Origin of the sequence: Chromobacterium sp. CV08, assembly GCF_051129845.1 — a bacterium.
Lineage (GTDB): Bacteria > Pseudomonadota > Gammaproteobacteria > Burkholderiales > Chromobacteriaceae > Chromobacterium.
In genome coordinates this window covers 3,842,404-3,854,682 of sequence record NZ_CP150453.1, presented here as the reverse complement: position 1 = coordinate 3,854,682, position 12,279 = coordinate 3,842,404, and the positions used below count along the sequence as shown (strand labels likewise).

11 protein-coding genes are annotated in these 12,279 nt (G+C 66.8%); 5 read left to right on the top strand and 6 right to left on the bottom strand.

The window, feature by feature from the left end; translation table 11 throughout:
• Positions 1-12: 12 nt before the first annotated feature.
• The 4 genes from ggt to WNM05_RS17515 all read left to right on the top strand — a co-directional run bounded on the left by ggt (position 13) and on the right by WNM05_RS17515 (position 5,729).
• On the top strand, positions 13-1,668 hold the full coding sequence (gene ggt, locus WNM05_RS17530; protein WP_434629231.1) for a gamma-glutamyltransferase: 1,656 nt from the start codon (positions 13-15) through the stop codon (positions 1,666-1,668).
• Positions 1,669-1,704: 36 nt separating this feature from the next.
• Positions 1,705-2,130: a GNAT family N-acetyltransferase gene (locus WNM05_RS17525; protein ID WP_434629229.1), complete on the top strand. Its 426-nt coding sequence runs from the start codon at positions 1,705-1,707 to the stop codon at positions 2,128-2,130.
• A gap of 106 nt (positions 2,131-2,236) precedes the next feature.
• The gene (locus WNM05_RS17520) at positions 2,237-3,886 is read left to right on the top strand and encodes a methyl-accepting chemotaxis protein (protein ID WP_434629227.1); all 1,650 of its coding nucleotides are present in this window, start codon (positions 2,237-2,239) and stop codon (positions 3,884-3,886) included.
• 193 nt (positions 3,887-4,079) lie between these two features.
• A complete protein-coding gene (locus WNM05_RS17515; protein WP_434629225.1) occupies positions 4,080-5,729 on the top strand; it encodes a HAMP domain-containing methyl-accepting chemotaxis protein in 1,650 nt (549 codons plus the stop codon).
• 27 nt (positions 5,730-5,756) lie between these two features.
• Here WNM05_RS17515 and WNM05_RS17510 read toward each other — a convergent pair whose 3' ends face one another.
• The 6 genes from WNM05_RS17510 to WNM05_RS17485 form a co-directional block, all read right to left on the bottom strand.
• The gene (locus WNM05_RS17510) at positions 5,757-6,506 is read right to left on the bottom strand and encodes a LytR/AlgR family response regulator transcription factor (protein ID WP_434629223.1); all 750 of its coding nucleotides are present in this window, start codon (positions 6,504-6,506) and stop codon (positions 5,757-5,759) included.
• Between the two features lie 9 nt (positions 6,507-6,515).
• Positions 6,516-7,424: a sensor histidine kinase gene (locus tag WNM05_RS17505; protein WP_434629221.1), complete on the bottom strand. Its 909-nt coding sequence runs from the start codon at positions 7,422-7,424 to the stop codon at positions 6,516-6,518.
• Positions 7,417-7,689: a hypothetical protein gene (locus WNM05_RS17500; protein WP_434629219.1), complete on the bottom strand. Its 273-nt coding sequence runs from the start codon at positions 7,687-7,689 to the stop codon at positions 7,417-7,419. The genes WNM05_RS17505 and WNM05_RS17500 overlap by 8 nt, the downstream gene beginning before the upstream one ends.
• Before the next feature lie 179 nt (positions 7,690-7,868).
• Entirely contained in the window at positions 7,869-9,581 is a 1,713-nt protein-coding gene (locus WNM05_RS17495; RefSeq protein ID WP_434629217.1) for an ABC-F family ATP-binding cassette domain-containing protein, read from the bottom strand.
• Positions 9,582-9,861: 280 nt separating this feature from the next.
• A complete protein-coding gene (locus tag WNM05_RS17490) occupies positions 9,862-10,860 on the bottom strand; it encodes a DUF1176 domain-containing protein (RefSeq protein ID WP_434629215.1) in 999 nt (332 codons plus the stop codon).
• A gap of 34 nt (positions 10,861-10,894) precedes the next feature.
• Positions 10,895-11,392: a methylated-DNA--[protein]-cysteine S-methyltransferase gene (locus tag WNM05_RS17485; protein WP_434629213.1), complete on the bottom strand. Its 498-nt coding sequence runs from the start codon at positions 11,390-11,392 to the stop codon at positions 10,895-10,897.
• Positions 11,393-11,577: 185 nt separating this feature from the next.
• Here WNM05_RS17485 and WNM05_RS17480 point away from each other — a divergent pair, with 185 nt between their 5' ends.
• Positions 11,578-12,117 (top strand): hypothetical protein, encoded by a 540-nt coding sequence (locus tag WNM05_RS17480; RefSeq protein WP_434629211.1) that lies wholly within the window; start codon positions 11,578-11,580, stop codon positions 12,115-12,117.
• Positions 12,118-12,279: the final 162 nt, after the last annotated feature.

Below are 12,279 nucleotides of genomic sequence, written 5' to 3'. Positions count from 1 at the left end.
AGGAGAGGTGCGATGAAATTTCTGTTCCGCAAAGCGTCGGCGTGCGGCTTGTTGTTGCTGAGCCTGCCGGCGCTGGCCGGCCAGGGCGCGGTGGCGTCTCCGGACCGGTACGGCGCCGAGGTGGCGGCGCGCATCCTGAAGGAGGGCGGCAACGCGGTGGACGCCGCGGTAGCCACCGCCTTCGCGCTGGCCGTCACCTATCCGGAGGCCGGCAATATCGGCGGCGGCGGCTTCATGACCCTGTACCAGGGCGGAAAGCCGTATTTCCTCGACTATCGCGAGACGGCGCCCAAGGCCGCCGGCCGCGACATGTATCTGGACAAGGACGGCAAGGTGGTGCCGGGCATGAGCCTGGTCGGCGCGCGCGCGGCCGGCGTGCCCGGCACGGTGATGGGTCTGTGGCAGGCGCACCAGCGCTTCGGCCGGCTGCAATGGAAGCAGTTGCTGCAGCCGGCGATAGGCTATGCCGAGAACGGTTTCACCGTCGCCGACAAACAGTTCCAGTATCGCGGCGAGGCGGTGCAGCTGTTCGCCGGCAAGACCAATTTCGCCGATTACTTCGGCAAGATGAAGGGCGGCGAGACTTTCCGCCAGCCCGAGCTGGCGGCGACGCTGAAGCGCATCGCCAGCTACGGCGCCTTCGAGTTCTACCATGGCGAGACCGCCAAACTGCTGGTCGCGCAGATGCGGCGCGACAAGGGCCTGATCACCGCCGACGATCTGAAGGCCTACCGCGCGCGCTGGCGCGAGCCTATCCGGATAGACTGGCGCGGCAACGCCGTCTATACCGCGCCGCCGCCCAGCTCCGGCGGCATCGCCCTGGCCCAGCTGCTGGAGATCAAGCAGCAGCGGGCGTCGGACTTCACCGACGTGGCGCTGAATTCGGCGCGCTACATCCATCTGCTGGCCGAGATCGAGAAGCGGGTGTTCGCCGACCGCGCCGACTACCTCGGCGACCCGGACTTTTCCAAGGTGCCGACCGCCGAGCTGACCGACCCGGCCTATCTGAAGCGCCGCGCCGCCGAGATCCGGCCGACCTCGATCTCGCCGACGCCGGACGTCAGGCCGGGACTGGAGGCCCGCCAGACCACGCACTTCTCCATCGTCGACCGCTGGGGCAACGCGGTGTCCAACACCTACACGCTGAATTTCGATTTCGGCAGCGGCGTCGTGGTCAAGGGGGCCGGCTTCCTGCTCAACGACGAGATGGACGATTTCAGCGCCAAGCCAGGCGTCGCCAACGCTTTCGGCGTGGTCGGCAAGGACGCCAACGCCATTGCGCCCGGCAAGCGCATGCTGTCGTCGATGGCGCCGACCATCGTCACCCGCGACGGCAAGGTGACGCTGGTGATCGGCACGCCCGGCGGCTCGCGCATCTTCACGTCCATCTTCCAGGTGCTGAACAATCTTTACGACTTCAAGCTGCCGCTGCAGCAGGCGGTGGCGGCGCAGAGGGTGCACCATCAGTTGTTGCCGAAGGACACCATCTTCTACGACGAATACGCGCCATTGGCCGGTGCGGCGGCCGATGAGCTGAAGGCCATGGGCTACACGCTGAAGGACCAGGGCTGGCGGATGGGCGACATCCAGGCGGTGAGGGTGATGGGCGACAAGACCGAGACCGCGTCCGACCCGCGCGGCCGTGGCGTCGGCATCGTCGTCGACTGAACGAGTTTTTGATAGCGGGAAGAAAGAGCAAGATTTATGCAGTACAGAACCGTATTGAGCGATGTGGCGGATGCCGAAACCCGGGCGGCCATCGTCGCCCCGCTGGTCGCCTATAACGATGCGCAGGTAGGCTCCGCCGACCATAGGCCGCTGGTGATCCGGGTGGAGGATGAAAACGGGCGGACCGTGGGAGGCCTGTGGGGCTATACCCGTTACGGCTGGCTGTACACCGAGCTGCTGGCCGCGCCGTCCGGCGCGCGCGGCCAGGGCCTGGGCCGCCGCCTGATGGAGGAGGCCGAGGCGGAAGCGCGGGCGCGCGGCTGCGTCGGCGCCTGGGTCGACACCCACAGTTTCCAGGCGCCGGGCTTCTATGAGGGGATCGGTTACCGCCGTTTCGGCGAGCTGGACGACTATCCGCCGGGCCACAGCCGCGTCTTTTTTTGTAAGCGCTTGAAGGATTAAGTGATTCCGCCGTCCAGCGGACGGCGGAAAATCATGCTTGGTGATTGATCCTAGTCTCAACTAAAACGCTATGTGTATCTACTTAGTCAAGTAGCGGGAGCATAGCGTGACTCAATTCCTCGCCCAATTCAGCATCCGGCTGAAAATCTTCGGCCTGATCTTTCTCGGCATCGCCGCCGCGCTGATCATCGGCCTCAACGGCATTTCCGGCGCCTCCAGCATGTTCGACCTGACCCAGGGCATGCACGACAACGCCTTGAAGCCCGTCTACCTGCTGGGACAGGCCGCCAAGCAGGCGGCCTATGTCAACCGCGCCGATTACCGCTACATCGCCGAGAGCGAGAAGTCGCAGATGGACCAGGTGCAGGCCAACCGCGACAAGTTCGAGGCGGCGATGAAAGGCTTCATCGACCAGTACCGCCAAACCCAGCTGACGCCGCCGGAGGTCGACGCGTTGAAGCGCTTCGACGCCGCCTGGGCGGCGATGGAGCCGTCGTGCAAGCAGGTGCGCGATCTCAGTTACACCGACACCGGCAACGGCGAGAACAACAAGAAGGCGCTGATCATCATGGCCAAGCAATGCCGGCCGCTGTTCACCGCCGCCGACGCGATACTGGCCGAGCTGTCCGACATCAACATCAAACTGGCCGACCAGGCGCTGACCGACGCCCAGGGCAAGTACCAGTCGCTGCGCATGATGTCCATCGCGGTGCTGGTGATTGGCCTGCTGTTGCTGATCTTGCTTGGACTGGCGATCCAGAGCGGCATTGTCGGCAGCCTGCGCATCGCCGGCGCGGCGATGGAGAAGATAGGCGGCGGCGACCTGACCGGCGACATCCGGCCGCAAGGCCGGGACGAGGTGGCCGACATGATGCGCTCGCTGGCCGACACCCAGCAGCGCCTGCGCGGCGCGGTCGGCGAGATCGTGCGTTCGGCGGCCAGCGTCGCCGCGACCTCGGAGGAGCTGGCGGCGTCGACCGAGCAGGTCAGCGCCAGCATAGGCCAGCAGGTGAACGCCACGTCCAGCGCGGCGGCGTCGATAGAGGAACTGACGGTCAGCATAGACCTGTGCGCCAGCAATGCCGGCCAGGCCAACGAGCAGGCGGCCGATGCCGGCCAGCAGGCCAAGGCCGGCAACAAGGACGTGCAGGACTCCACGACCCGGGTCAAGCGCGTCAACGAGAGCGTCGCGAGCTCGGCCGACAGCCTGGAAGCGTTGTCCGATCAGGCGCAGCAGATCGGCAGCATCGCCACCGTGATCAAGGACGTCGCCGACCAGACCAATCTGTTGGCCTTGAACGCGGCGATCGAGGCGGCGCGGGCCGGCGAGCAGGGCCGCGGCTTCGCCGTCGTCGCCGACGAGGTGAGGAAGCTGGCCGAGCGCACCACCAGCTCGGCGCAGGAGATCACCAATATGATAGGCAAGATCCAGGACGGCGCGCGCGAGGCGGTGGACGGCATGCGCAGCAGCCGCGAGATCGTCGCCGACGTGGTGGTGGCGGCCGAGAACGCGTCGGCCACGATCAGCACGGTGGAGGAGCGCGCCGCCGGCGTGGTGTCGGCGATCAACGAGATCGCGTTGGCGGTCGGCGAGCAGCGCCAGGCCAGCACCGAGCTGGCGGGCCGGGTCGAGGCCATCGCCCAGATGTCCAAGGAGAACGGCATCGCGGTCGACGTGTTCTCGCAAGCGACGCGGGAGTTGGCGATGGTGGCCGAGAAGCTGCAGCAGACCACGCTGGCCTTCAAGCTGGAATAGCGTGCTTGGCGGCGGGGGCGGATCCCGGGATTCACCGGGATCCGTTCTTTGCAATTGGCGTCCACGCTTTGCGGAGGAGGCGGGAGACGGACGCGGCATGATCTGGGGCGGTCAAGAATGATGATTTGTTATTGCTTCTTGTTTCATCTAAAAATATAAAAATATCAATCGCATGCGAATTTTGGAGTGCAGTGTGGCGCAATTTCTCGCTCAATTCAGCATCCGGCTGAAAATCTTCTGCCTGATCATTCTCGGCATCGCCGCCGCGCTGATCATAGGCATCAACGGCATCATCGGCGCCTCCAGCATGTTCGAGCTGACCACCGACATGCACAACAATATGCTGCAGCCGGTGCGCTGGCTGGGCCAGGCCGCCAAACAGGCGGCCTATGTCAGCCGTTCCGACTACCGTTACATCGCTGAAACGGAAAAGCCGGTGATGGACGAGGTCGCTACTAGGCGCGACAAGCAGGAGGCCGAGGTAAGGCGATATCTGGACATGTATCGCAAGACCGAGTTGACGCCTCCCGAAGTGGATGGGCTGAAGCGTTTCGATGCCGCCTGGGCGGCGATGGAGATTCCGTGCAAGCAGGTGCGCGAGCTCAGCTATACCGACACCGGCAACGGCGAGAACAACAAGAAGGCGCTGGCGCTGATGGCCAAGCAGTGCCGACCGTTGTTCCAGGCGGCCGACGATGTGCTGACCGAACTGGCCAATATCAACACCAAGCTGGCCGACCAGGCGCAGCAGGATGCGCAGACGAAATACCAGCAAGTGAGGATGACGGCGATCTCGGTGCTGCTGATCGGTCTGCTGCTGCTGATAGGCCTGGGCCTGGCGGTCCAGAACGGCATCGTCGGCAGCCTGCGCGTCGCCGGCGCGGCGATGGATAAGATAGGCGTCGGCGATCTGACCGGCGACATCCGGCCGCAAGGCCGGGACGAGGTGGCCGACATGATGCGCTCGCTGGCCGGCACCCAGCAGCGCCTGCGCGGCGCGGTCGGCGAGATCATACGCTCGGCGGCCAGCGTCGCCGCGACCTCGGAGGAGCTGGCGGCGTCGACCGAGCAGGTCAGCGCCAGCATAGGCCAGCAGGTGAACGCCACGTCCAGCGCGGCGGCGTCGATAGAGGAGCTGACGGTCAGCATAGACCTGTGCGCCGGCAACGCCGGCCGGGCCAACGAGCAGGCGGCCGATGCCGGTCAGCAGGCCAAGGCCGGCAATCGGGACGTGCAGGACTCCACGACCCAGGTCAAGCGCGTCAACGAGAGCGTCGCGAGCTCGGCCGACAGCCTGGAGTCGTTGTCGGTACAGGCGCAGCAGATCGGCAGCATCGCCACCGTGATCAAGGACGTCGCCGACCAGACCAATCTGTTGGCCTTGAACGCGGCGATCGAGGCGGCGCGGGCCGGCGAGCAGGGCCGCGGTTTCGCCGTCGTCGCCGACGAGGTGAGGAAGCTGGCCGAGCGCACCACCAGTTCGGCGCAGGAGATCACCGATATGATAGGCAAGATCCAGGACGGCGCGCGCGAGGCGGTGGACGGCATGCGCAGCAGCCGCCAGATCGTCGCCGACGTGGTGGTGGCGGCCGAGAACGCGTCGGCCACGATCAGCACGGTGGAGGAGCGCGCCGCCGGCGTGGTGTCGGCGATCAAGGAGATCGCGCTGGCGATGGGCGAGCAGCGCCAGGCCAGCACCGAGCTGGCGGGCCGGGTCGAGGCCATCGCCGGGATGTCCAAGGAGAACGGCGTGGCGGTCGAAGTCTTTTCGCAGGCGACCCGCGAACTGGCGATGGTGGCCGAGAAGCTGCAGCAGACCACGCTGGCCTTCAAGCTGGAGTAAGTCTTTTCGGCGGCAAGCGGCCGCGGGCTACATCCGCTGGAACAGGTGGGCGTAGCTGCGGCTGACCTCCAGCGGCGCCGGATAGCCGCGCAGCCGCAGCTGCATGCCGCGTTCGTCGCGGCGCACCTGCTCGATGGCGGACACCCGGACCAGCGTCGAGCGGTGAACCTGCCAGAACTCGTCCGGGTCCAGCTGCGGCAGCAGCTCCTTGATCGGCATCCGGATCAGCGCCTCGCCGCCGGCGGTCTGCACCCGGGTGTATTTCTCGTCGGACTGGAAGAACAGTACTTCGTCAGTGGCGATCATCCGCATCGCGCTGCCCACCGACGCCCGTATCCAGCGCAGATAGGCCGGCTTTTCCAGCTGGCGGCTCAGTTGCCGCAGCGCCGACTGCCAGTCGGGCGCGGCGGCCTCCGGCGCGCGTTGCTGCCAGCGCTGGCGCGTGCGGGCCAGCCGTTCGTCTTCCACCGGCTTCAGCAGGTAGTCGATCGCGCCTTCCTCGAAGGCCTGGATCGCGTACTGGTCATAGGCGGTGACGAAGACCACCGGACACAGCCCGTCCAGCTCCATCGCGGCGGCGATGCCGCTTTGCACCGGCATCGTGATGTCCAGGAAGGCCAGGTCCGGCCGGTGTTCGCGCGCCAGTTCCACCGCCTGGCCGCCGTCGCGGGCTTCGGCGACGATGTCCAGTTCCGGCCAAACCCGTTCCAGCGCCGCGCGCAGCTGTTCGCGCATCAGGCGTTCGTCGTCGGCGATCAGGGCGGTCAGTGTGCTCATGATTCTCTCTCAGCTCAGGGCGAAGGGCAGGGCGATGGTGGCGCGGGTGCCGCCGGCCTCGGGCGCTTCCAGCGCCAGCTCCGCCTGTTGTCCGTACAGCAGGGCCAGCCGTTCGCGGATATTGGCCAAGCCCATGCCCTGGCCGGGCTGTTCGGGGAAGCCGGCGCCGTCGTCGCGCACTTCCAGCCTGAGCCTGCCGTCCAGCACCTTGGCGTGGATCTCGATGGCGCCGCCTTCGGCTTTCGGTTCCAGGCCGTGCTTGATGGCGTTTTCCACCAAGGTCTGCAGCATCATCACCGGGAAACGCGCCGGCAGCAACGATTCCGGCACGGCGATCCGCACCTGCAGCCTGTCCTCCATCCGCAGCTGCATGATTTCCAGATAGGCGCGCGACAGTTCCAGCTGCTGGCTCAGGCTGGTTTCTCCTGGCGAGTCTCGCCACTCCGGCAGCGAGGAGCGCAGATAGCGGATCAGCGCCTTCTGCATCGCCAGCGCCTTGACGGGCGAGTCTTCCATCAGCTGGCAGACCGACGACAGCGTGTTGAACAGGAAGTGCGGCTCGATCTGCGCCTGCAGTGCGCCCATCCTGGCCTCGGCCAGCTGCCGTTGCAGCGCCTCCAATTCGGCCTGCTGTTCGGCTTCCTGGCTGCGGGCGATGGCGCGGTCGGCCTCTTGTTCGGCCTGATGCTTGCCCAGGGCGAGGATCTTGACCAGGATGGCGACCAGGGCCAGCGTCACCACCAGCATGTGGAGATTGAGGATGCCGCCCAGCATCAGGCCCAGCAGGATGGCCAGCGCCAGCCGGCCCCAGCCCAGCCTCGCCACCATGTCGACGAAGCCCCACCAAGCCTTTTCCACGGTTTTCAGAATCGTGCCGACGTGGTCCTGGCCGACGGCCGGGTGGTTTTTATTATCCATGCTTCACCTCCTTGCGCGGCGACGGGAGCTTGAAATGGGCCTGACGGATCAGCCGCCTGGGCACGGAGAAGTCCAGCGACAGCCAGACCAGCGCCGCCGGCACGATCACGGCATTGACGGCCAGCATGGTCAGCAGCGCGGACAGGACGAGATGGCCCCAGTCCATATCGCTGATCCAGCCCGTCAGTTGCGTCCAGTATGCCGGCATATGATGGCAGAGCTGGATCAGAGCGTCCAACAGCGCGATGGCGTCGAAGTGGTTCATGGCGTTTCTCCTGTTTGGTTCGTGATGTGACTGTAGGAGAACGCCGCAGGGGCCGATATCGGCATGCGACGGACTGGCGGAAGCGTGGGATGAAATGCGTTTTGGACCGATGAAATGCAGCGGGTTTGGCCGAAGAAAGAAAATCCCCCGGAACGCCCCATGGCTTCCGGGGGAGGGGTTTACAGGCCCAGGGCGCGTTCCAGCGCCTGCATTTCGCAGCGCCATGCCTGCTGCAGCTGAGGCTTCTGGTGTCTGGGCTTGCGGGCCAGGTCGGCGTCCAGCAGCGCCTCCAGCTCACACAGCCGACGCCATTGCGCGTCCTCGCCGTCTGCTTCCGCCGGCGCGGGCGCGTCGGATGCCGGGACCGGCCGTCCTGTCGAGGGGGCGGGCGCGGTGAACAGCGCGGCGTAGGCGCTGTCGGCGTCCGGCCATTCCTGCAGCCGGCCGTCGCTCAGCACCCAGAAGCGGTTGCACGCGGCCTCGATCAGCTCCCGGTCGTGGGAGACCAGCAAGGCGCCGCCGGAAAAGGCGGCCAGCGCCTCGGCCAGCTCGCGCTTGCCGTCAAGGTCGAGGTGGTTGGTCGGCTCGTCCAGCCACAGCAGGTGGTGGCTGGCCAGCGACAGCGCCAGGAACAGCAGCCGCGCCCGCTCGCCGCCGCTGAGCGTGTCCACCCGCTGGCCGTGGCGGGAATAGGAGAAGCCGGCGGCGATCAGCGCGTGCCGGCGCGTGGACTCCGGCAGCGGCGCCAGCGGGTAGAGGGCGTCGAGCAGCGTCGCCTCGTCGGCCAGTTGCCGCAGCGACTGGTCGTAATAGGCGATGCTGGCCGATGGATGCCAGCGCCAGCCGGCGCGCGGCTCGCCGTCTTGGATATCCTTCCAGCACTGGCGCAGCAGCGACGACTTGCCGGCGCCGTTGGCGCCCAGCAGCGCGACACGGTCGCCGGGACGCAGCCACAGGCCGGCGGCGGCGAACAGCGGCGGCAGGCCGGGCGCCGCCGACACCGGCAGCGACTCGAAGGCCAGCAGGCTGTCGGCCGACAACGCCTGTCCTTTGAGCGCGAGCCGCCACGGACTGCCGCGGCTGACGAAGGTCTGCTCGTCCTTCAGCCTGTCTATGCGTTTTTCCATGGACTTGGCCTTGCGCACCAGTTTTTCGTTGTCGTGCTCGCGGCCCCAGATCGCCAGCCGCTTGCTGCTGGCGGCGAGGCGATCTATCTCCTTCTGCTCGCCGGCATGGCGGGCGCCGGCGGCCGCGTCGGCGTCGGCAAGCGCAGCCAGCGCCTGGCCGCACGGCAGCTCGAAGCGGTACAGCCGCGCGTCGCGCATCACCCAGCTGGCGTCGGTGACCTTGTCCAGCAGCCGGGCGTCGTGCGAGACCAGGATGAAGCCGCCTTGCCAGCGGCCGAGGAAAGCCTCCAGCCACAGCAGCGACGGCAGGTCCAGGTGGTTGCTGGGCTCGTCCAGCAGCAGCAGATTGGGTTGGCGCAGCACGGCGCGGCCCAGCAGCAGCCGGGTGTGCTGGCCACCGCTGAGGCCGGAGACCGGCGTGTCGGCCTGGGCGTCCAGCTCCAGTTCGGCCAGCAGGCTGTCGACCCGCCAGTGCTGATCCGGCTCCACCGCTTCCTGCAGGGCCTGGCGCGCGCTCAGCGCGTACAGCCGTCCGGGCAGGTGTTGCTCGACATGCTGCAAGCGGCAGGCGGACGCGTATTGCACTTCGCCGCCATTGGGCTCCAGCTGGCCGGACAGCAGTTTCAGCAGCGTGCTCTTGCCGCAGCCGTTGTGGCCGATCAGGCCGATGCGGTCGCCGAGTTTGACGGTGAAGGACAGATCGTGGAACAGCGGGCCGTGGCCGGCGTCCAGTTGTACGGAAAGGGCGGAAATCAGGGTTGTCATGCTTTGCTCTCGCTTGCTCGGGACGCGACGGTCCCTGTCAACAGGCGCGCTGGCGACAACGGGGATGAGTCGAGAAAGGACTCTGGTATCGGGGAGTTTGGCTTTGCTCGAACCCGCTTATCGCAGCGCGATGGATGGCAGGCAAGAGCTTTCAAATGCGCTGAACAAGCGAGCCAGCATGATTGGGCGCGCAGAGAGAACCATATTTACCTCCTTTCTTTTCTGAAAACGGTGGAAGATTGCGCAGTATAAGGCAGCCGGCGCCCCGGCCGCCAGCCGGTCAATGCTGCCGGCTGACCCAGGTGCGCAGCGGCACGCCGCCGGGAATGCCGCGGCATTGCGGCGCCACCTCGGCCGACATCAGCTGGAAATCCCCGCCGGTCCAGGCCCAGCGGGCGCCGCCGCCGCAATCGCCTATGCCGCGGCCCTTGGCGTAGCTGGAGAGCACGCCGCGTTCGAAAGCGGCGCCGATCAGCAAGGCGTCCTTGTCGTCCTCGTCGTGCGGCATCGCCGCGCGGCTCCGGAACGGCGGCTTGTCGTCGACGATCCAGGCCTTGTAATTGCTCTGGTAGGCGGCGCGGCCGCATTCGCGCAGGACCAGCACCTGGCCGGCGTTCAAGCGGTACAGGGCGGCGTCGGGATGGTCGGCGTCGGCTTGCTCGTTCCAGCAGGTCGCGTCTGCCGTCTTCAGCCTTTGCAGAATCGCCGGCAGCAGCGCCTTGTCGCCGGGACGGGCCGCCGGGATCGCGGCCGGCGCCACCCGCGGCGCAGCCGGGGCCGGCGGCACGGCCGATTCGGGTTGGTCGCCCGGTTTCGCCAGCGCGCCGCGGGTGCCGATCCGGCCTTGGACATCGTCGATTTTCAACAGCGCGGCTTTCAGCCCGGCCAGCGACAGCGTCCAGTGGCGGCGGCCATCGTCCAGCTCCATCGCGTCGGCGTCACGCATTGCGGCCAAGAGCGGCGCGGCGCGGGCCGGCGGGAAGGACTGGTCCGGCGCGACGCCGGTCCATCTGAGCTTGCCGACGCGCAGCGTCAGCGCGCCTATCTTGCCGTCGTCAGGATCGGCCACGCTCAAGCGGCCGGAAACGGCCGCGCCGGGACCGGCTGCGCGCGTCAGCAGCAGCGCGACCGGATTGTCGCCGTCTTCGGCCTGGCTGCCGCTGGCCTGGCAACGGCGGATGTTGTCGCAGGCGACCGCCCAGTCCTTGAATGTGTAGACCCTGGCCCAGGCGGGCAGGGCCAGGGCGAGCAGCAGGGGGGCGATCGCGGCGTGTCTCATCGTCATTGTCTCCAGTGTCCGGGGCGGCGGCCGGTCAGCCGCCGAACAGTCCCGGCGGCTCGCTGCGTTCCAGTTCGAAGCGCAGCAGCGCCGCTTTCAACGGCAGTCCGCCGGCGTAGCCGGTCAGGCTGCCGTCGGCGCCGAGCACGCGGTGGCAGGGCACGATCAGCGCGATCGGATTGGTGGCGTTGGCGCGGCCGACGGCGCGCGCGCCGTCCGGCGTGCCCAGCGCCCGCGCCAGTTCGCCGTAGCTGACGGTGGAGCCATAGGGGATGCGGCGCAAGGCCGCCCACACCTGCTGTTGGAACGGCGTGCCCCGCGGGGCCAGCGGCAGCTCGAAGTCGCGGCGCGCGCCGGCCTGGTACTCGGCCAGCTGGCGCGCCACTTCCGACAGCGCCGCGTCGTCGCGCGGCCCGGTCAATTGCCCGGGGTCGGGGCGGAACAGCAGCCTGACCAGCGCGCCGTCGGCGTCCAGCCAGGCGGCGACCGGTCCGAAGCGGGTGTCGATCAGGCCGTGGCGCAAAGGGTTCATGATCAGAAGCTCCACTGATAAATGACATATGATGGTATGTCGGCGATGATTTAATTAATCTGGGATTTGCGAAAGACGGGCCGCCGCTCACAAACGGACGGCCCCGGCGTTCCTCGGATTGGCCGGCGCTTCGACCGATGCCGCTCTCGCATCCATCGTCGTTCTCACATCCATTGGAGCCTAATATGCCTAATCCCGTCACGCCACAGCAAACCGTCTCCGCGTTGAATGCCGCGCTGGCGCAGATGAACCCGCCCGGCGATCCCGTAGACGGCCTGGATACCGGCGCAATGTCCGATCCGGCCTGGTCTTGCAATACTTTCGCGCCGCTGCTGCTGGATCAGGTCTGCGCCGAGACCGACACCGATCCCAATTCGCTCAACACGGAGTCGTACGCCGCCGGCTCGGCCTTGCCTCAGGCCTTTCCGGACCAGAGTTTCGTCAATATCTCGACAATGGGCGAGCCGTCCGCGCTCAACCATAATTTCAATATCCTGGTCGACGGCTACACGGTATGGCTGATCGAGGCCTTCGTCGATCAGACGGTGCCCATCGTCAAGCGTTTCGACTCCGCCGAGTTTTTCCAGCTGTGGAACAGCCTGTCGGGAGGCGGGGACGGCGACTGGAGCGACGCCTATATGACGCTGTTCAGCGTGGCGCCCGACCAGGTGGTGGAACAGCCGCCGCAGAACACTTGGCTGTCTAACCAGTATGTGACGTCTTAGACCCGCTAACAAAACCCCTGATCCTGCGTTGCGCCTCCTTGTCGTACTACTTGTACTGCCTGCGTCGGCGCGTCTTGGCTCAGGTACGCTGCGCGGTTTTGTTAGCGGCTCTTAGCGCCTGCGGCAGAAAACGGCCGCGGCACAAAAAGACCTTGAACAGGC

Bases quoted from the DNA above. Each gene is read 5' to 3' on its own strand.
- ggt (WP_434629231.1), top strand. From the start codon at position 13: ATGAAATTTCTGTTCCGCAAAGCGTCGGCGTGCGGCTTGTTGTTGCTG.
- WNM05_RS17500 (WP_434629219.1), bottom strand. From the start codon at position 7,689: ATGAACCACTTCGACGCCATCGCGCTGTTGGACGCTCTGATCCAGCTC.
- WNM05_RS17525 (WP_434629229.1), top strand. From the start codon at position 1,705: ATGCAGTACAGAACCGTATTGAGCGATGTGGCGGATGCCGAAACCCGG.
- WNM05_RS17495 (WP_434629217.1), bottom strand. From the start codon at position 9,581: ATGACAACCCTGATTTCCGCCCTTTCCGTACAACTGGACGCCGGCCAC.
- WNM05_RS17485 (WP_434629213.1), bottom strand. From the start codon at position 11,392: ATGAACCCTTTGCGCCACGGCCTGATCGACACCCGCTTCGGACCGGTC.
- WNM05_RS17480 (WP_434629211.1), top strand. From the start codon at position 11,578: ATGCCTAATCCCGTCACGCCACAGCAAACCGTCTCCGCGTTGAATGCC.
- WNM05_RS17510 (WP_434629223.1), bottom strand. From the start codon at position 6,506: ATGAGCACACTGACCGCCCTGATCGCCGACGACGAACGCCTGATGCGC.
- WNM05_RS17505 (WP_434629221.1), bottom strand. From the start codon at position 7,424: ATGGATAATAAAAACCACCCGGCCGTCGGCCAGGACCACGTCGGCACG.
- WNM05_RS17490 (WP_434629215.1), bottom strand. From the start codon at position 10,860: ATGAGACACGCCGCGATCGCCCCCCTGCTGCTCGCCCTGGCCCTGCCC.